We start from the raw sequence: 21531 nt of genomic DNA, 5'->3' as shown, positions 1-21531 counted from the left end.
TTAGGCCTCTTTAAAAACTTTTTTTCTCAGCCATAGCGAAACACTCACCAAGGCAATCAACACCGGAACTTCGACCAATGGACCAATAATCGTGGTAAAAGCAACAGGTGAAGCGATACCAAAAGTGGCAATTGCGACTGCCAGTGATAATTCAAAATTATTCCCGGCTGCAGTAAATGCGATTGCTGTGGTCTTAGGATAGTCATTGCCCATCCATTTACTCATGAAGAAGCTGATAAAGAACATCAAAACGAAGTAAATGGTTAAAGGAACCGCGATTCGTAAAACTTCCAGTGGAAGACTCACGACATCACCACCTTTTAGGCTAAACATGGCCAGAATCGTGAACAGTAAAGCCATTAAACTCAGCGGGCTGATTTTCGGAATAAACTGAGTTTCATACCACTCTACCCCTTTTTGTTTCACCAGAATCCAACGCGTTAAGAAACCCAACAGAAATGGAATACCAAGATAAACCAGAACAGCATGGGTGATGGTCCAGAAATCAACATGAATGACCTGTGAAGCAACACCGAAATAAGGTGGCAGGAAGGTCAGGAATAACCAGGCATAGGTACTGAAGAATAAAATCTGGAAGATACTGTTAAAGGCAACTAAGGCTGCAACATATTGATTATCACCACAAGCTAGGCCATTCCAAACCAATACCATGGCAATACATCGAGCTAGACCGATCAGGATGACACCAGTCATATATTCGGGATAGCTATGTAAAAATATAATAGCCAGAGCAAACATCAATACTGGAGCAATTAGCCAGTTTTGTATTAAAGATAAAGTTAGTGTTTTTTTATCTTTAAATACTTGTGGCAACGTCGCATAGTTCACTTTTGCCAGGGGTGGATACATCATCAGAATAAGACCAACTGCAATTGGAATATTCACAGAGTTGATACTTAATTGATCGAGTGCGACAGAAGCTTGCGGAAAGAAGTTCCCGATGGCAATACCTAGAGCCATGGCAATAAAAATCCATAGCGTCAGGTTACGATCTAAAAAGGATAAGCGTTTTTCAGACATATCTCTTACTCGACATTCGAAATTTTATTGATTTCAGCAATGAGTTCAGGACGAGAGAGTTTATTTACATCGAGGGCAAATAAAGCATCTAAGCGTTTATTGATATGTTCAACAGTGCTCATAAAGGCTTTCATTTTTTCTTCTTTATTCACTTCTAGGTGTGAAGGATCAGCCAATCCCCAATGTGCCTTGATTGCACCACCCAAATAAAGTGGACAGGCTTCTTGAGCAGCAGAGTCACATACCGTGATCACAACATCAGGTTGGTACTGTTCACAGTCATCAATCGTTTTACTCCATAAACCTTCGGTAGATAACCCTAAGTTTTCAAGGGTTTCTATGGTCAGCGGGTGCACTTGTCCTGAAGGCTTACTCCCAGCACTATATGCTTTCCAACCTTCCGGGGCACGGCTATTAAACAAAACTTCTGACAAGATGCTACGGCAGCTATTGCCTGTACAAAGAAATAAAAACTTCATTTTTTACTCACAATGAATTTGAATACAAGAATCAGGTATAGGTGATTTATTCAGACTTTCTGTAGGTTGTAGTTCTGCAAGAATTGCAAAACACCACTCGGGTAATTTTTGGTTAATACTGTAATACACCCATTGCCCTTGACGACGATCGGTTAGTAGCCCGACTGAACGTAAAAGAGCTAAATGGCGAGAAATTTTAGGCTGGCTCAGTTGGAGTTTTTCGGTGAGGTCACAAACACAAAGCTCTTGATGCTTCGCCACCAAGACAACAATGTTCAGACGTGTCTCGTCCGCTAAACATTTAAAGAAATTGACTTGTTGCATCGCTGCACCTCTCTGTTCATGTGGATATATAAATATCCACATATATTAACCAATTTTTTTATTTCAATCTTTGTCCATTTTCATCTACTATTTTTTCACCATCTTCTTTGCTAAAAGCACCTTTTTGTGGGAAAGGTAAAATATCTAGTACCACTTCTGATGGTCTTGCCAGACGTGTACCCAATTCTGTAACTACAAAAGGACGGTTAATTAACAGCGGATACTGCAGCATAAAATCTATAAGTTGTTCATCAGACCAATCTTCTTGATCAAGCCCTAAATCAGAATACGGTGCTACATTGCTTCGTATAGCTTGTCTAACTGTAAGATTTGCATCTTGAATCATGCGGCGTAGCTCATCTTGCGATGGCGGCATTTGTAAATAGTGAACAACTGTAGGCTCAATTCCTGCATTTTGGATTAAAGCCAAGGTATTCCTGGACGTACCACACTCAGGATTGTGGTAAATCTTTACGGTCGAGGTCATTTTTGCTGACTCTGCTGTTAAAAAACTTAGAGATATTTATATATGTATTTCCATATATATGCAAATACATATATTAAAATTCTTTTATTTGGTGAACTGAGCTTTCAAAAATTCATAAAATATTTGTATTTTTTCTCACAAGTTTAAACTTGAAGCATTCAAGGATAGGTATTCCTCCTTCTACAAACTATCAATAATGGCTATTGAATTACTCGATTGTTTTTCAAGATTGAAAATACCCCCTGAAGACTAGTCAAAAAGACCCTAGCTTAAAATTTTGGATAACACACTTAGGCTATTTTTTATTCGAAAAGCCAGGATGCATGATCATCCAAAGATGCATATATGATCTAAAATCCTGAAAATGAATAGTCTTTTGCTTATAGATAAATTTGAATGTTAGCTCGAAATATTGATACTTATTCAAACCATTGAGATTGTGATCTATTTTTATTTTTTCAAATTCCTTCTCCTCTGGATTATAACCTCTTAAATGCCATACTTGCTTGCCAAATAAAGAGATCCCCATATTTCTAAAATTTTCGAGGAAAAGTCGATCTTGTTCTGTATTGTAGAACTTTATAAATGCCTCAGAACGACGAGTCCTAAAAACCATAATCTCTAACATCCGCTTAAAATCATCAAGTTCCACCCAAGTTAGCACTTTCCTTTGTAGTGACCTATTCAACTGTAAGAAATAACTACGGCGATCTATTTCACTACTCATTTTGGGTAAAATTGTTCCGTTTCGTTTGTCATCAATTAGCCTCGACCTCCTTCTGTTGGTAACTGCTACCATCGCTATACGCTCTGCACTTTGCCAATACATTTGCAGATCTGGATTTAGACTGGTTTCAATACCTTGCTGCAATGATTTTTCATAAGCGGATAATTGACCAAAAACTTCGAGTGGATAATGCCAATACAAGGTTTCTGAAGACTTCTTGTATTCCACTGGTTGCTGCAAATAAGGAAGTGACGATGCACTGGTTTTAAATTTTAGGAAATTGCATTGTTTATTCAATAGCTTGGAAGATAAAATAATAGGCTGTTCATCATGACTTTGCTTATTATGAATTAAATATTCATATACCTTTTTAGGCATTTTAAACGTTTGCTGCTGTAGACTAGACATGATGATCAGATCTGCTACATGTAAATAAGTTTCTGCAGTCGTGGCTAAAGACTCATGCCCAAATAAATCTGATAAAACTAACCATTTCTTCTGGGAAATAGAATCCACATTGGTATGTATACCCAAAAGTTTTTCACGAATTCGAGTCGAATGTGGCTGTGTATAATCGGTATATCCTTCGATTAAAGCATGATCTGCATGCATGACCAAAAACAGTTGATTGATTGCAGTGTGACGGAAACTATGTAACCTGTAAGGTGCCTGACCTAAACGATTCCATTGCCAGGTTTTAAATAATTGATTAAGAAAATTTCCGGTAATTTTTTGCCCATTAAAAATAAATAATGCATCCTTATTTTTACTATTTGAAAATCTTTGACTGAGGAATTTCGAGAGTAATTCATTTTCTTGTGCAGTCAGTAATAAACTTATGGGGATACGACGTTTTGCTTTTTTTGACTTCAACCGACGTAAAGGATTAGGACAAATTCGAAAAACAATTGGGGATTCAGGTGTCGCCTGAATCACATCTTTGACTCGTAGGCCCAATAACTCATTTGCCCTTAAACCCGTCCGATACAATATCGTAAACAATAAAATAAATGGCGATACATCAAAATTAAAATTTTCAAATCCCCCAATTTTCTTTTCTAAATCCAATTGGAGTTGCTGCATAATTGCTGGTGAAATCATGCGCGCTTCGACTATATGTTTCATTGCTATTTTTTCAAGTTGATCTTTATTAATTGGAGGAACGTTACGAAATCCCAATTCATGTTCAAGAACATCAGATTGATTTTTCTCAGAATCATATTGATTAAAAGCTTTCTCTTTACTTTGAAATTCATGAAATTCTATTAATAATTTACGTAACTGACTGACTACCTTGTTATTTTTTAAATTTTCACCAGTCGATATGAGCTCATTATTTGATTCTTCAGTATCTCTGTCTTTTGCTAAATCAATTATCCTTTGATAAAAATCCAGATAATCTTCCATATTAAAAGAACGTAGTTCTATTTTTTCATGGGCACAGATAAACATCCAACGTGACAATAAAACTGATCGTTCATTGCTGAAATGTTCAACTGTAGTCCTCTTCTCAATTGCCTTGTTTATCTTAAAGATAAAAAACTTCACTAAACGGTAATAAGCATGCCATACGCCTTGATCTATAGCTGAAATTTTTTGATTGTTTTGTCGCTTTTCTAACTCATCTGCATAACTTTGATATTGCTGTAATAATTCTGGAAATTTGCTTTTACCACGAATTTCTAAACATTTTTTTGATCTTGATTTTCATAATAGAAATAGTGTTCAAAATCATCTGTAGGGGTTGTATCTTGATCTTCGTCTTTATTCGTTATACCTTCGTCTTCTGTTGTATCTTTGATTTTTGGCTGAGTTTCACTATCTAGTATTTGAATGAGTTGAGTCGAGAAACTATTAATATTACCCTGTCTTAACAGTTGCCATTGTTCTGGTGGCAAGCTACAGCTTTGTTGTTCAAAACAAGCGATTTGCTTAAAAAATTGATCCAAATGATTATTTGGCAATAACTCTAAGCTCGTGATGATAGCGAATTTATCTTTGAGTAAACTTTTCAAATTCGCATAATAGGATAAATAGACATTTATATTCCTATCCAGTAGATTCACATCAAATTTTAAATAATCCCCGTTTTCAATATCCTCACTATCTTGCTGTATAAAACGTTTTTCAAAACAACGCATCAAGTAAATGAGCAAACTTTTACTCACTTCGTCCATTCGCCACAATCTCGGCATACAAACCCTATTACCTAATTGGATACCATAATTTGACTGCTCAACTTTTAATAAAATACATGGGTATCGTTCATCTGGTTGTTGCTGATAATAGAGTGGGTAATGAACCGCAGCATTGTGTTGGATTTCCTCCTGTAAGTTAAAAAACAAGCGGTAACCTATCCATATGTCCCAAAAATGGTTATCTAGGTCATTCCAGCGCTTTTCGAGTATAGGTAATTGAAGAGAGGCTTGTTCTTTAAATAAAAGAGTGTCTATTTTATTTAAAAAGCTTTTCACCTTCCAAGGCTTCTTTATAGTTTGTAGAAATACCCCCAATTGCTTTTGCTCTAAAGATGTGAGATGCCACATGGTGGTAATATAACTCTGCATTTTTTCTTGTTGTTGAAACAAAGGGGATAATGATTTTCCCAACTGATCGAAATGTTGTTTCAGCTTGTCTAATTGTCTATAACACATCGAGTTTATATAATGCTTATGAAGCATCTGCCTTTGTTGCATAATTGAAATAGAAGAGTTTTCTTCTTGTTCTATGGCGGATTGCAGCTCTCCAAGTTCAAATAAACACTCCTTAAATTGCGATTGTATTTGCTCTTTGCTATCTACCTTTAATTTGCATTTGGGTGCAGATTTAAGCACTATACTACCCATCAAATGTAAGCTAAGCCATCGAGCGAATGCTTGTAAAGCGGCAAGATCAGTCAACCCTCCATATATCACACTACTCAATAATAGAGTTTGAAAAATTTGCTTTTCATCTGCACCTTTTATATGGGTTAATAATTCCTTTAAAAAACCATCTCTTAGTTGTTGGATCTGTTTAATTTGCATGAATAAATTCGGATCATTATTTAACTGATCGCGTTTTAACCGATACACTTGTGTCGGTATCTCAATATCTTCAGCAATTTTCTGATCCAGTTTTAACTGTTCAATCTTCTGCTTTAAATGGGTGAAAGCTTCAGTATATTCATCAATGCCCAAACGTTTTTTTATCCGAACTTTGGCCTGTTCATATTTCTTAGCAAATTGGCTTGATAAAATTTCTTTAGACTCTAAACCTTTAAGCAGTTCTGCAAATTCAAGTGGTAATTGAACATCAGCTTTTTCTATACTCACGCAACCTGCTCCAAACCCAACTCTAGTAGTAATTGATCCAAGGCTTTTTTTATTACAGTCACATCAGCCAGTGCCGCTGATGAAGTTTTTGGATTTAAAAACTCATCATTAAAGTCTTCATGACCCATGATCTGATTAACAGTGGTTTTGGACAAGTATTGACCCGCCTCATTTTGATAATTAATTAAATATGAATAGCAAAAATGACGATGCCAATTATCTGCCCATTTTTTTCCACTTTTCTGGTCTTTAATCTGAACATCAGCTCGACTCATCTGCTGGCATTGAGACGCCTGCATTCCCTCAATAAGAGAAAAATTGAACTTTTGCAAAGCTAAATATCCTTGAGAATCAGTAGCTTTTTTCTGCATCTGATCGGTCGTGATTAAATGTATTATCCCATAATCACTTGTCTGTATCTTCTGCCAAATCTCGTAGAGGTTCGGATTAAACACCATATATTTTTTAAAAAAATTCTCTAAATAGGACAAGTAGTTTGTTAAAGCCTGCTTTAAAAATGGATGTATATACAGAATTCTGGAGTTATCTTGATTTACACGTTGTTGTTTATCTGACACGATTAACAGATTATGATCTAAGCTCATCTTACTGAGTTTAGTGGGTACTCCAATCACCGGTCGTCCTGCAAGAAATATCAAACTGGTATGCCAAATCCATTCAGCGTAAGCATTGAATTGTTGAATGATATTCACAGGCTGATTTATCTTTTTTAAAAGACCAGCCAACAATATACTTACAGCTTTTTTATCGGGAATAAACGAACTACCCACTATCAGATCTGATGCATCTTGAGATTCATCGCTAAATTGCAAATTCTGATCTGGAAGAGCGAGTAATTCATTTTCTAAGTCTTGATTATCTCTTCCACTATTTAAATATTGTACATAACGCAGGTAATCATTTTCGGCTGTTCGTTTAGATACTTGCCCATAATAACTACCCGTTGCTTGGTTTGATGGTGTTCGTGCTAAGAGATTGGCAGTGTATTGATTACTCCATTCTTGCTCTAACATAAATTTAAGATGACGTTGGATACGCATAAGAGAAATTGGACCAATTCTAAGCCCTTGCTCTTTTGCAACTTGCCTAATCTTAAGTTCAATGTTTGTTCTATTTTGGGCAGTATTTTTTAAAGCAGAATCTCTTAAAGCTTGAACCAATGGACTAGGAATACGAACTTGTAGTTCTCTTAAGTTATTATTCTGAAACATTCGTTTGGATTCAGTAATCTGCAACTCAATTTTCCAACGCACAATTTGATAATGTCCGACTCTATTAAATTCTAAATTTGGATGTAACTTTTCCCCTTTTAATAGAAAATTTGTTGCATTTTCTCCAGTTAAAAAAGATAGTAAGGCTGTCGCCAATAATCCTTTATCATCTTTCGCCTGCGTTTCCTTAAAAGCCTTAAGTAGCCCCATAAATAGCGCTTGACCCGAATCTTGATCAAAAAAATGATCATTACATAATGAGGCTCTTTCTACCCAAGACTGATCTTGAATGATCTGATTAATAACCTTACTGCTGAATTCTTTTTCTTCTCCAGCCAAAAATTTTGCCAAACCGCTCTGTGAATCTAGCTCAACACAAGCAATATCTACCGGTTCAATATCAGCACCATCCGTGACCTCAGCCAATAATTTCACCGGTTTTTTTAATCCGTCCAACGGTTTTTCGATATCTATAACAGATTTTTGTTCTTTCTTGGTTTTAACAATAATGCGTTTACGCTGAATATTATTTAAAGTACTACGCCACAACGAAAAAAATTGTGTATCAGCATCAGTTTTTACGGATGTTTGATCTGTTGATTGCTGAAAAAAATCAGATTCAATAGGATGCTTAGCATCCCTAAGAAAGTAAGATGCTATTAAATTCCAAATATCATTTAACGAATAAAAATTAGCTCTATGTAATATCTCTAAGTCGAGCAATAATCTGAAATTTTCATAAATCGCTTTCTTACTTAAAAAAAGTAAACGAAAGTGTGCAAGAATTCGTTCTTGTTTTGATCGACTTTGTTTAATGGTACTTAAGTGAATAACTATACGTAAACCCAAATGCATGAGTTTTTGTTTTTGCTGGGAAGGTAATTCACTTTTAAGATATGCTGCAACAAATGCATAAAATGGATATTTACCAATGCTGCCTTTCTTAATCAAAAAAGTATTAAAGAACGTTTTTTGAAAAGTTGTTTCTATTTGCCAACTTTTTAATTCATCACGAATACTTGCAAAAAGTTGTTCATCTTCTACAAAATAGTATTCAAAGTTTGATTCATTTTGCTTAATTTCTTCATCTTTGTCTTTGTGAATAACAATAGTTTCACTCTCACTGTTAGCAAGCTCATCATTTTTGTATTGTTCAAGCATCCTCATTAATGAAGATTCAAAAAAATCATGTTGCTGTTGCATTCTCTGTTGATCTGAGAATTCTAATGCTAATTGATCAATACTTAATTCAATTAATTTTTTCAAGGTCTCTTTCGATAAGTTTATTTTAGAAATATCAGACATAAAGACTCAATCTCTTGATAGATTTTTAATAGCAATATTTAAACTTGAAGAAGGTAAATTCAAAAATTTTGCATATTGACTGATAGAAATTTTCGACATTTTAAATGCATTCATTAAATCTTTATCTTGAAGACTATTATTATCTAAAAATACATGTCTAAAAAAATTAGCTTTATCTTCTATTTTTTTAAGTCGTTTTACGCAATCAGCCAAATATATACATGCAATATTTTTATGACCACCCCCTCCATAATTAATGATATCTATTTTCTTAACAACCTCTTTCGATAATAGAAATAACTCAAAATAGTTAATTAAAAATATATGATTTTCAATACAAGTTGCACAGATATCAAAATCCAGATAATTAATTCTTTCTATTTCTCTTCCTTGAATTAAATCATTCCAAGTAAAATAAATTAAAAAAACAGATTCATGTATAAAATACTGTTTTAAATCTCCATTTTTTTATCTATTTTCTTGTGCATAAATTTCAATCTAAACAATAGGCAAAACAGCATTAATGAAATAAAAATTATTGTCAATTAAATTTACAATTTTTAACATTCAAAATTTCACTAAATCTGTTTGCTTTTAAATTTATATTTTTTTTACAGTTTTTTAATATGAAAAATAACCTATTGTTTTTATATATATATTTTAAATATAAATATTGACATATTTCACACTAGCTATGTATAACTTGATGATATACCCTCCCCTTCTTAGACTTTATGATGTCTTAAGTTTTATTTTTACGACCCCAGCTTTTATATCAAATTTGAGAACCAAGTTATGTTCATAGAATTTCATAATAAATATATTATAAAATCTAGACTTCAATATAAATTTAAAAATCGAGTTTAATCTATTTTTTAATTAATATAAAATATATGGTCTATATATAAAAACAAGCTAGGTTAGATAATGTTTAAAATTTAATTCAAACATGTAATATTTTTTTAAATGCTATTTAAGACCAAAATAACCAAACCCAAACTCAAACTCAAACTCAAACTCAAACTCAAACTCAAACTCAAACTCAAACTCAAACTCAAACTCAAACTCAAACTCAAACTCAAACTCAAACTCAAACTCAAACTCAAACTCAAATTATTTAATTAAAAATTAAAAATTAAAAATTAAAAATTAAAAATAATATTTAGGATTTTCATTAAATTTTCTAAGCATTTTTTATTTAATTCCAGAATTTTAGTGTTATTTTAGAAAAATCAAACGTACTTAAATAATTAAAACTTTACCAAAATAAACCCCGTATTTTTATGAATGGTTAAAGCCATTAAATTAAACCTCTCTCATAAATCATTTTTCGCTTAACTACGAGTTGTAAATTTCAGCAATTAAATTGAATCTCAAGCCGAGTCTTTTTCCTGTATTTCGATAATGTTTAACCCATATTCTGAAGATCTTTAAATGGTCAAATACAGGTTCACCACTCCCTTCTTTTTTCTTGATTTCCGGTTACAGCGTTTTAATTCAGGATCCCGTTTGCGGCGTCCCTTTGCTTTTAATGACAATAGACTTTTTGGATACAAAGCCTAACCTTTATCTGCAAGTACACAGGCTCCTGCAGCAATCGGATTTAAAGTTTGTTTAAGTCGCCTGAACTGGTAGCGAAAAGCTTTTTATATCGATATCTTTCATGCATAAGTTATGCATGAATATTTTAAAATTTACGGTACAGATCATTACCAAAAAGATCATCTTTTTTTGATTGATCCAAGTAGTCTAAGGGTATTACTTTATGAACTAACCGCACCTCAGTAGAACTTAAAAGTACAACCATTAGGTAAACAATATGAAAATTCTTGTCGTTCTTACATCACATGACCAACTTGGCAACACAGGCAAGAAGACAGGATTCTGGCTTGAAGAGCTTGCAGCACCTTATTATGCCTTTATCGATGCCGATGCAGAAGTGACATTAGCCTCTCCCAAAGGGGGGCAACCACCGCTCGATCCTAAAAGTAACGAACCCGATTCTCAGACTGAAACAACGCATCGTTTTGAAGCAGATTCTGCTGCCATGCAGGCACTTGCTCATACCCAAAAACTGAGCGAAATTTCTATCGCTGACTTTGATGCAGTGTTCTATCCAGGCGGTCATGGTCCCTTATGGGATTTAGCAGAAGATACAGATTCAATTGCCCTGATCGAACAAGCTATTCAGATCGGTAAACCTGTTGCCGCTGTATGCCATGCGCCTGGAGTGCTTCGTCACGTTAAAACAGAACAGGGTAAACCGTTAGTTGCAGGTAAGTCAGTCACAGGTTTTAGCAATAGCGAGGAAGCTGCAGTGGGTCTGACTGAAATAGTTCCTTTTCTGGTAGAAGATGTGCTTAAGGAAAATGGGGGGAATTATTCCAAAGTGGATGATTGGCAAGTGCATGTTGAGGTTGATGGATTGCTCGTCACTGGACAAAATCCAGCTTCTTCTGAGGCAACAGCCCACGCACTACTTAAACTGTTAAATTAATCCATAACCCATGGCTGATCTCATTTTAAACGTGATCAGCCATTTGAAGTGAATAAATTGAGAGGCTATGACCAGAATGACGATTTCTGAAAGTCTTTTATAATCTATATCCCGACATAAAATTTCTCAATAAACTGCCGTGTCTTCACCAGCAGATTTGAAAATACATTATCCCGTTCAAACAGCTTCACCTTATAGTTCAGCAAATCTTTCAGTTCTTCCTTACGTGGCAAACGTTTGGTGAACTGGTAATGATCCAGTACTTGTTTCATCACTTCAGGCTTGAGGTTTTCTGCTTCACAGATGTGTTGATAGGCCTGTTCTTTTTCGAAATCCCAGAATGCTGCAAAAGCGGTTTGCACACTTTGACCATTGATCATTTTGGGCAGGTTTTCATTAATGAACTTCTTGATCAGTTCCTGCTTGTCATACAGACTCACGTCATTACCCAGCAGGTCATAGACCTGTGCTTCGTATTTCTTACGTTTCTCATCATCCCCTGCATCAATCGCCAGTTGCAACAGGTTGAGGATATAACCGACATTGATCCGGTCGCTGTGCAGCAAGTCCAGCTGGAAATCGACATCATCCAGTACCGATACTTTTTCTCTGGTGGTGGTCTTGCGCAGATCACGGCACAAGTCTGCATATTTAGAAGCAAAGTTAGCAAAGTGCTGTTTATCGAGCTTGGTTTGATCCTGATCATATTCCACAAAGGTTTGTAACTGCGCGTTATAACGCATCACTTCACGGAAAGCCTTGATAAATGCCAGTTGATCCTCTTCGGTCAAGAGTGCATCGACGGCCTGATAGTCAGGACTAATCGCCAAGAGCTTTGCTACTGCATTTTCATAGTCTTTTTTGATGTCTTCAAAACTTGGCACCAGTACGATCTGTCTACTCTCCTTATTCGAGAACAGCGCCAGTGCTTCATCGGTCGCCCGTTTCAAATTACGGAAGCAGATGATGTTGCCGAAAGGTTTCTTGTCATTATAAACCCGGTTAGTGCGTGAAAAAGCCTGAATCAAACCATGATATTTCAGGTTTTTATCGACATACAGCGTATTCAGTGGCTTGGAATCAAATCCGGTCAGGAACATATTGACCACCATTAAAATATCGATCTGCTTCTTTTTTACCCGATCTGCAATATCGCGGTAGTAGGCGTAAAAGCCATCACCTGAATTGTAGTTGGTACCAAACTGCACATTATAGTTGGCAATATAACGGTCGAGTTTATCGCGATTGGACTGATTAATCTGGGTGGGTACATCGGCGGCTTCTTCTTCAATCAGCCCATTCTGATCATCGCTATTGACCGCTTCATTGGCGCCATAAGAGAAAATGGTGGCAATCGTCAGCGGTTTGAATAATCGGCCTTGTGCTTCATCTTCAATTTGTTTGGCGGCTTGAACCTTTTCAAACATCTCGTAGTATTGGGTCAGCGTAGCCACCGAACTGACGCAAAACATCGCGGTAAATTCACCATTGCGGGTTTTGGTCGGATGGGTATCGACAATATAGCGGGCAATCATTTCCAGACGTTGCGGATTGTCATACAGCTCTTGGGTATCAATCCCTTCGACCTCTTCATCATACGACTCATTAGTCTGCATACCTTTACTGCTGTATTTTCCGCGATAGTCAATCTGGAACTGCAGCACGTTGCGATCCCGAATGGCATCGACAATCACGTATGATGCAGGCACTGATTAAACAGATGATCCGTGGTGAGCTTTAAACCGGCTTTGGACTGGCTATTTTCTGCAAAGATCGGGGTTCCGGTAAAACCAAACATCTGGGCATTGCTAAAGAACTTCTTGATATTCTGATGGGTATCGCCAAACTGGCTGCGATGACATTCGTCAAAGATAAACACCACTTTCTTATCTTTCAGGTAGTCGATATATTCCAGATAGCGGTCGCTGCTGATCGCGCGGTTCAGCTTTTGCAAGGTAGTAACAATCAGTTTGTCATGCCGTTGATCGAGCTGTTTGACCAAGGTATGCGTGCTATCGGTACTGTCCACACTGTCGGCTTTAAAGGCGTTAAATTCTCGGGAGGTTTGCGTATCAAGATCATTACGATCCACGACAAATAACACCTTTTCCACATCCGGCATTTTCATGATGATCTGACTGGCTTTAAACGAGGTCAGGGTTTTCCCAGAGCCTGTGGTATGCCAGATATAGCCATTTCGATTTGAGGTCTGTACCTGCTGGACAATCTTCTGCACCGCATAGATTTGGTAAGGACGCAGCACCATCAACTCTTTAGAGGTTTCATGCATCACCATATATTGGCTGATCATATCGGTGATATGTGCCGGGGTCAGAAATACCTCAGTAAACTTGACCACTTCATTGATGGTTTTGTTGTCGATCCCTGCCCACGGAAAGGCAAAGTCGATATGTTTGGTACCGTTTGAATAGTAACGGGTATTGGCACCATTGCTGATCACAAACAGCTGAATAAAACTGAATAAGCCCTGCCCTGCCCAATAGGCTTCACGGGTATAGCGCTGGGTCTGGTTGAAGGCTTCAGCAATTTCCATACCGCGCTTTTTCAGTTCAATCTGAACCAGAGGAAGACCATTGACCAACAAAGTCACGTCAAAGCGGCTGGTACGTCCATTATGATCGCGATGATCAATGGTAATTTGATGGGTCACCTGATAGATATTCTTGGAAGCATCATTGAACAGAAAGTCGATATGTCGACTGGAACCATCATCAAACTTCACAGGAAAGCGGTCACGCAGATTTTTGGCACGTTCAAACACGGTGCCGGAATTTAAATGACTGATCACCTGTTTCCATTCATCTTGCGATAAAGGTGGCAAAGCATTGGCACGTTCGAGCTGCGTTTTCAGGTTAGACAGTAGCTGGCTTTCATCCTTGAGCGTTACCGATGCATAACCCAGTTGTTTGAGTTGATCAATCAGTTCATTTTCAAGTTGGTATTCACTTTGTACTGTCATTTTTACCCCTGATCTTCTAAATCTTATTCAACACTTATTTTCTATTTTGAATTTTTCGATACTTCAAATAACAGTTTCAGTCGATCCACTTTCATCGGGATACCATTTTCCTGTCTATGTAACATTGCATGGCAATTTGGGCATACAGGTATCAAATCAGTTTCAGGATTTACTTCATAGCTATCTGAAATTTCACTCAATGACGTAATATGATGGACATGAATAAAATCTTTAGCGAATGTTCCATAAGTTTCTGCAAAGCTCATTTCACATATCTTGCAACGTGTACCATGAATCTCAATGCACTTCGCTCTTGCTTCAGGGTTTCGTTCATATCTGTTGACTTGGACTGTTTTTTTCGCACCTTCAGGAAATAATGAATTTTCTAAATTTGCTTCATCGGGATAGTCGGTATTCACACTATCAGTTTTAAACTCATTAAAAATATGAGTTAAAAAAATGCGAATTGGATCATTTGAGGCTTTATCTCGATCTGTGCGAAGACCTTGAATAGGAGCATCAGGAATTAAGTTTTCCTGTCTGAAATATTCAAAAGACAAAGTGGATTTATCCACTTTGTTTAACTTTTCAAAAACAGAGTACCCACCTAGATAACTTTCAATTTTCTTTTTATCCGACCAAAATACTTTCTGTGCTACTGGGTATTCTGAGTTTTCTACTTGCCCAACAACTTTGAATTGATACATCACCTTTGAGATGGGTTGGGTCACATATACATGAACAATATCATTGAGCTGTAACCCTTTACCTTCACTAGTGGCTGAATTCTTCCAATAAATCTGCGGCAAAGCATCATAAGCTGCTTCTAAATCAAACTCAGCATAATTCACGGTTACTAGCCAATTCGCCATAACATTTCCCCCTACACAAACATCTGCTGCAACAAGCCTTTTTTCCAAGTTTTAGCCTGTTCAATTTGCTGCGCCACAACTTCAATTTTTTGGTCAATCGCTGATAAGAAGTTGGCGATTTTGGTTTGTTCTTCTAAACAAGGATATTCAATATCAGCCTCAGATAGCTGAACTTTACATCTTTTATAAATTTTCTCATGTTCATCTTTTGAGATGTAGGAAATATTAGTCAAGTCTAAGCCGTCATTTCTAATATTTTTTGACGTTATATATTTAAACTCCCCTTCTGTCGTTTTAGGAGAAAAATGTGTTCCATCTACTAAATATTCAGTTGCTTCTGCAATCTTGTATCTAGTCCAATCCCCATCAAATTCTTTAAAGCGTAACTTAGGCGCAGTCATTACTTTACCTCCGCAAATGGGGAAGCAATTCCTAGATCTTTGCAAAAATCTGCAATCACGGCATCGGTTTTTTGACTGTTTTGTTCCAAATCTTGCAAAGCTTGAGCAATCACATCTAGGTCAATTTCAGCTTCCGCTTCAAAGGTATCGACATAACGCGGAATATTCAGGTTGTAGTCGTTATCTTTGACTTGCTGTAAACTTGCTACATGGGCGTATTTTTCAATGTCTTGGCGGTTTTTAAATGCCGCAACAATATTGTCCAAATGCTCAGGCAACAGCTTGTTTTGATTCTTTTGCTTTTCAAAACCGTTACTGGCATCAATAAACAGAATATTGCCCGTATGCTCACGGTTTTTCTTCAACACCAAAATACAGGTCGGAATCGAGGTGCCGTAGAAAATATTGGCAGGTAGACCAATAATCGTATCCACCACATTCAACTGTTCAATCAGGTACTGACGAATCACGCCCTCACTGGAACCACGGAATAACACGCCATGCGGCAACACCACCGCCATGGTGCCGTTGTCATCCAGTTGATACAGTATGTGCTGCACAAAAGCCATATCGGCTTTGGAACTTGGCGCCAGTTGCCATAAGCGGCAAAGCGTTCATCTTGTAGAAATAACGGATCGGCTGACCAGTTGGCTGAAAATGGCGGATTCGCCACTACCGCATCAAACTTGTGCTCTAAATGCTGCGGTCGGGTTAAGGTGTTTTCCTGCTTGATGTCGAACTTGGCAAAATGCACATCATGCAAAATCATGTTCATCCGCGCCAAGTTGTAGGTGGTACGGTTCATTTCCTGACCGTAGATCATATCCACTTCTTTGACTTCACGTTTTACCCGCAGCAACAACGAACCTGAACCACAAGTCGGGTCATAGACTGAACGTAAACGCTCTTTGCCTTGGGTCACAATCTTGGCCAGTAAAGTCGATACCGTTTGCGGGGTATAGAATTCGCCTGCTTTCTTGCCCGCACCTGATGCAAACTCACCAATCAGGTATTCGTAGGCATCACCCAGTACATCGGCTTCAGTATTGCTGATGTCAAAATCAATATCATCTAAATGGCTCAGCACCTTGGCCACCAGTTCATTACGGTCACTGGCGTTGTTGCCGAGCTTGGTCGAATTCAGATCCAGATCTTCAAACAGGTTGGCAAAGTCATCGGCAGAATCGGTGCCCAAAGTACTTTGTTCAATCGATTTTAAAGTCGCAGTTAAATCATCCAGAATAAACTCGCCCTGACGACCACGCTGCGCCAGGGTATGAAACAGCTGTTTCGGGGTCAGCGCATAACCGACTTCGGCAATGGCATTCTTTTTGATTTCTTCGATATAAGGCACATGCTCAGGGTTGCTTTCATCCAGCTCAAGAAAACTGAGATCTTCCCCATCCAGCAATTCATTGGCAAAATTAACCGACTTTTCCGATAAATATTTAAAGAAAATAAACCCCAGAATGTAATCCCGAAATTCATCTGCCCCCATGGTTCCGCGTAAAGTATTGGCAATATTCCAAAGTTGTTTTTGTAGCTGTTGCAGTTGTACCTGGGTCATTCGAAGTCCATACACTTGTTGCTTAATACTGGGGGGAGTTTAGCGTGATTATTCATAGCCTCTCCCCATGTGACATAACTTGTCGTTTCAATTTCGGTGCTTAAAGAGATAAGCTCAATTGAGTTGTATCTATCACGATAAAATGTGTAGTAAGTTGCTACACCTTTTAAATAATCTCTTTGCCGAAAATCTCGTTCAAACGTTCGCGATTTCCCTGAACAAAGGCAGGATCATTTTTTAGCTTATATTTCATTTCTTTTTTGAAATCATTCATCGATACGCCGGCCACAGCAAAATCCATTTGAAACATAATATCGTTTACAATCAGGTTGGCTTGAGAATCGGTTAAACAGCCTTCAGCTTTAAACCACTTGCTGAACTGTTTATAATTCGGATCATTGGCGTGAATATACCAAGACCGAACCGTCATATCGAATTTTGCACCCAGCTCTTTCACGATGGCGTTGTCATCAAAATCCACATCCAGATAGATTTGGGTATTTTCATTGCTTTGAGGAATCACCGCCTCAATATGCCCACTGGTAATTTTAAACCGGACACCGACAATAGGCCGTCCTTTCTTAATGGTGTCATATTCCAGCTTCAGACTGGTTCTATCATTAATTTCTTCAACAATTTTATCTAACACATAACGTCTGAAATCAACCCAACGATCATATTTCTTCTCGCCAATATCAGTTAATGCTTTGATGTTTTCCAGTGACAGTTCAACTTCGTATGTGTCCTGATTGGCATACTTGAACTCATTTTTAATAAAGTAAGAATACAGACTCATACTGGTCACCGAGTCTAAAGCAAATAAATCTTTTAATTGATAGGTGGTAAAATTACCGCTTGCCAGACGGGTAAAATAAGGCAGCACTTCACTGGTAAACCGAATCTGCAAGGCATTTTTGGCATCATCTTCCCAACGCAGTTCCCGAATAATAGGCACTACAGAATGTACTTTTTTTACTTTCCGTTTGCTGTCATCTAAAGGTTCTTCAATGACAAAATGGGCAACCCGGGAGGACAGCTCTTTATAGATCCGGTCTATTGCGACATTAATGGAATTTTTTTTATCTAAACCGAGTAACTCGCCTAAATCATCTTTATGCAAATAAATATAGGTTTGCTCGGTAATTTCACGATCTTGATTATTTTTTTCACCGTAATTCGCTACCGCCATCGCATAAAGGAGCGCTTTGTACTCATTGGATGACAATTCAATCGGTCGAATCAGGCGGTTGCTGGTACTGACCACTCCATTATGGCGAATATTCCCAATACAATAAGGTAAATATTCTATTTCTTCTTTTTCGTTCAGCTTGTTCATAAGTGGAAAATAAAAGTACTTTTCTACATGTTATACACAAAAGTGGAATCCTATGCAAATTATCCACCCTTTTAACTCGACACTAAACAGAAATGAACAACAAGCAATCAAAGCAAAGGCTAAGAGTGGAAGCCATGTCACTTTGTTTTGCTATTTAAAACACTTTTTAAACTTAAGGTGGAAAACAAAACAAGTATTGCACTTTTTAGTGACAAACCTTCCACTTTTAGTATTTCTCAATCATTTTGAAAGTGCGTAGAAAGCCAAAAAATGCGCCAAACCACCCTATAAAGTGGAAAGAATAATTAAAAATGCACCTTAACAGTGACAAACCTTCCACTTTTAGCCTGCTCAGAAATGAAAACAGACAATATCCTTGATGAAATTACGAACAAACAGGTTATCCACAGGATAAAAATATTAAAATGACAAGTCTTCCACCTTTAAAGCCAAATAAACTAACTTATCAACAGATTAAGAACCTGTTTTTAAATAATTTTATAGTTTAAATTCAAGCTTTATTTAAACTCCGTGACAAGTCTTCCACCATAGTGACAAGTCTTCCACCTTTCAGTGACAGCTCTTCCACCTTTCAGTGACAAGTCTTCCACCTTTCAGTGACAAGTCTTCCACCTTTCAGTGACAAACCTTCCACTTTTCAGTGACAAACCTTCCACCTTTAAAATCATAAGATATTGATTTTTAATAGTAAAAAAGTGCTCTAATTATAATTAACTAATTATATAAATTAATACTAATTATAATTAGCTAGCTATATTTAATAAAAAAAAGAATCTGTTTGTTTTTTATTCAAGTTCAGATTATAACTTCAACGTAGCGTAAAGAAGCTGTAGCAAGTTGCTACAAAGTTCTTTATATTAGAATAACTCAAACGAGGTCTATTATGACAAGTAAGTCGACTAAAATCATTGCTGTGGCAAATCATAAAGGTGGTTGCGGAAAGACGACCACTGTAGTTCATCTGGCATCAGAACTGGCAGACTTGGGCAACAAAGTCTTGGTGATTGATTTAGATCCCCAAGCAAACGCAAGTCTACATATCGGATCCAGACATCCAAGTGAAGTTGAAACAACTTCTGCTGAATTACTGGTGGGTGATTTAAGTCTGTTATCTGAAGCTTTAGAAGAAGAAACCAATTTCAAAAATGTTTCTTTAATTTATGGTTCTCTAACTTTAGGTAAAACTGAAGATCAACTCAAAGATGATTCTCCAAGACCCTCTGAAGAACTGGCGACTAAATTGGAATTGTTAAAAGGATTATATGATTTCATCCTGATTGACTGTCCTCCAAGCCTAAAACTTCTCACCAGTAATGCATTGGCTGCATCGACACATGTCATGGTACCGATTGAATCAGGTTCACAATATGGCTTATATGGTGTAACTGACTTAATTAACCATTTAAGTAAAATAAGACGTGTTAATCCTGAATTAAAACTTTTAGGCGCTTTATTGATTAAACATGATGAACGTCAAAACGTGTGTAAACTGATCCGAGATGAAGCTTTAAGCCAGGTCGGTGAATTATTAAAAACCACAATTCCGATGAGTACTAAGGTTAATCAAGCCGCAATTTTGCAACAACCATTATTGAGTGTAGATAAAAACGCTAAAGTTCGTAAAGCGTTTCAAGAACTAGCGAAAGAAATTGTTAATCGTGTTGAATAAAAGCATGCTGAGAATATTATGGTAAGTACTAAAGAACTGTTGGCACAACGTTTACAGCAAAATACTCAAAAGCATCAACAAGCTCAAAAAGAGCATGTCAATGATGTGAAAGAACTGCGTCGGAATGTACAAATTACAGATATTCAGCCTAGTCCCAATCAACCACGAAAAATCTTTAATCAACAAGATATTGAAGACTTGGCAACCTCGATTGAAGAAATTGGATTACTACAACCGATTGCAGTACGACGCGTACAGGACAAATATGAGTTGATCGCTGGTGAACGACGTCTGAAAGCGCATCAGGTTCTCAATAAAAGTACCATCGAAGTGATTGTTATAGATGCATCAGATGAAGATGTAGCACTGTTAACTTTAGCGGAAAACTTAAAACGGGAAGATTTAACCGATTATGAAATCTATGTCGGTTTGAGTTCTTTGAATGAAAAATTAAAAAAGAATAAGCAAAAACTGGCAAAGTCCTTGGGCATGAACCGTGAGGATATGTATAAATATTTATCTTTTGAAAAATTACCTCAAGAACTGATTGATGATTTAGAGCAACAACCGACATTGTTGGCACGTACTGCAGCCACGGCAGTAAAAAAGTTTTTATCAGATCATGAAGAGAATTCTAACCATGCTAAAAAAGCTCTGTTAGAAGCCTGGGCGAAGTTACTGAAAAAAGAAGTTGAACAAACAAAATTGGCATTATTGGCGGAAAAAATTCTAAAGTCGAAAGAGACTAAAGAACCGATTAAAACTTCAATCGTGCATAAAATTGAATATGATGGAAAAGTCGCAGGTAATATCAAGTTTGATCACAACACCTTAAAAGTGTCATTAAAAATGAGTGAATTTGATGATCAAAACTTACAAGAACTGGAAAGTTTGCTGAAAAAAATGCTGATCAAATAAAATAAAAAAAGTGTAGCAATTTGCTACACTTTTTTTGAGCTAAAACCAGTAACTCACTTTTGTGTATAGCGTTTGATGTAAACAAAATCGAAAAATATCATCCCTATACAAAACGCTCTGGCTTTATATTTTTAGTCTACTTTGATTATTCCAATATCCCACCAAATGAACCTTATTTTTTATAAAAAACTTCTCAATAAAATAGAAAATAATAAAGATTAGAATAAATGAATTTTTTCTCATTGATGCAAATCAATCAGAAAATGATCAAAAAATGGACCGATTGTATAAGAATACACTGTCTATTTACGTCTATTTGCTTATGAGAGGTTGAGTTTGATCGTTTGTATAGGAATGTAGC

13 protein-coding genes and 3 pseudogenes are annotated in these 21531 nt (G+C 36.7%); 4 read left to right on the top strand and 12 right to left on the bottom strand.

Features of this window, described 5'->3' with window-relative positions; translation table 11 throughout:
* The 7 genes from arsB to B9T23_RS10870 all read right to left on the bottom strand — a co-directional run bounded on the left by arsB (position 1) and on the right by B9T23_RS10870 (position 8909).
* On the bottom strand, positions 1-1041 hold the full coding sequence (gene arsB, locus B9T23_RS10900) for an ACR3 family arsenite efflux transporter (protein ID WP_067723682.1): 1041 nt from the start codon (positions 1039-1041) through the stop codon (positions 1-3).
* 5 nt (positions 1042-1046) lie between these two features.
* Positions 1047-1520: an arsenate reductase ArsC gene (locus tag B9T23_RS10895; protein ID WP_067723681.1), complete on the bottom strand. Its 474-nt coding sequence runs from the start codon at positions 1518-1520 to the stop codon at positions 1047-1049.
* A gap of 3 nt (positions 1521-1523) precedes the next feature.
* Complete coding sequence (locus tag B9T23_RS10890; protein ID WP_086194141.1) at positions 1524-1844, bottom strand: ArsR/SmtB family transcription factor; 321 nt, start codon at positions 1842-1844, stop codon at positions 1524-1526.
* 58 nt (positions 1845-1902) lie between these two features.
* Positions 1903-2331, bottom strand: a complete 429-nt coding sequence (gene arsC, locus B9T23_RS10885; protein WP_067723680.1) for an arsenate reductase (glutaredoxin) — start codon at positions 2329-2331, stop codon at positions 1903-1905.
* A 295-nt stretch (positions 2332-2626) separates the two neighbouring features.
* Positions 2627-4522 (bottom strand): tyrosine-type recombinase/integrase, encoded by a 1896-nt coding sequence (locus B9T23_RS10880; protein ID WP_143222520.1) that lies wholly within the window; start codon positions 4520-4522, stop codon positions 2627-2629.
* Positions 4523-4740: 218 nt separating this feature from the next.
* The gene (locus B9T23_RS10875; RefSeq protein ID WP_086194115.1) at positions 4741-6372 is read right to left on the bottom strand and encodes a hypothetical protein; all 1632 of its coding nucleotides are present in this window, start codon (positions 6370-6372) and stop codon (positions 4741-4743) included.
* Complete coding sequence (locus B9T23_RS10870; protein WP_086194114.1) at positions 6369-8909, bottom strand: hypothetical protein; 2541 nt, start codon at positions 8907-8909, stop codon at positions 6369-6371. The genes B9T23_RS10875 and B9T23_RS10870 overlap by 4 nt, the downstream gene beginning before the upstream one ends.
* 966 nt (positions 8910-9875) lie before the next feature.
* Between B9T23_RS10870 and B9T23_RS16605 the strand changes: the two genes are divergently transcribed.
* Together B9T23_RS16605 and B9T23_RS10860 are read left to right on the top strand one after the other, a co-directional pair.
* Positions 9876-10034: a hypothetical protein gene (locus B9T23_RS16605; protein WP_171263088.1), complete on the top strand. Its 159-nt coding sequence runs from the start codon at positions 9876-9878 to the stop codon at positions 10032-10034.
* Positions 10035-10728: 694 nt separating this feature from the next.
* Complete coding sequence (locus B9T23_RS10860; RefSeq protein ID WP_086194112.1) at positions 10729-11406, top strand: type 1 glutamine amidotransferase domain-containing protein; 678 nt, start codon at positions 10729-10731, stop codon at positions 11404-11406.
* A gap of 104 nt (positions 11407-11510) precedes the next feature.
* Here B9T23_RS10860 and B9T23_RS10855 read toward each other — a convergent pair.
* From B9T23_RS10855 to B9T23_RS10835, 5 genes and pseudogenes are all read right to left on the bottom strand, one after another.
* Positions 11511-14386 (bottom strand): annotated as a pseudogene (locus B9T23_RS10855) (type I restriction endonuclease subunit R).
* A 41-nt stretch (positions 14387-14427) separates the two neighbouring features.
* Positions 14428-15258: an HNH endonuclease gene (locus B9T23_RS10850; RefSeq protein ID WP_086194111.1), complete on the bottom strand. Its 831-nt coding sequence runs from the start codon at positions 15256-15258 to the stop codon at positions 14428-14430.
* An 11-nt stretch (positions 15259-15269) separates the two neighbouring features.
* Positions 15270-15518 (bottom strand): annotated as a pseudogene (locus tag B9T23_RS17235) (restriction endonuclease subunit S); the annotation flags it as partial.
* 140 nt (positions 15519-15658) lie between these two features.
* Positions 15659-17226, bottom strand: a pseudogene (locus B9T23_RS10840) (type I restriction-modification system subunit M).
* 166 nt (positions 17227-17392) lie between these two features.
* Positions 17393-18562 (bottom strand): replication initiation protein, encoded by a 1170-nt coding sequence (locus B9T23_RS10835; RefSeq protein ID WP_067724374.1) that lies wholly within the window; start codon positions 18560-18562, stop codon positions 17393-17395.
* 904 nt (positions 18563-19466) lie between these two features.
* Between B9T23_RS10835 and B9T23_RS10830 the strand changes: the two genes are divergently transcribed.
* Positions 19467-20252, top strand: coding sequence for a ParA family protein (locus B9T23_RS10830; protein ID WP_086194109.1), 786 nt, complete (start codon positions 19467-19469; stop codon positions 20250-20252).
* Positions 20253-20270: 18 nt separating this feature from the next.
* Positions 20271-21170 (top strand): ParB/RepB/Spo0J family partition protein, encoded by a 900-nt coding sequence (locus tag B9T23_RS10825; RefSeq protein ID WP_086194108.1) that lies wholly within the window; start codon positions 20271-20273, stop codon positions 21168-21170.
* The last annotated feature ends 361 nt before the right edge of the window (positions 21171-21531 follow it).

Origin of the sequence: Acinetobacter terrae, assembly GCF_002135195.1 — a bacterium.
GTDB lineage: Bacteria > Pseudomonadota > Gammaproteobacteria > Pseudomonadales > Moraxellaceae > Acinetobacter > Acinetobacter terrae.
This window is presented reverse-complemented; position numbering and strand designations above follow the sequence as displayed.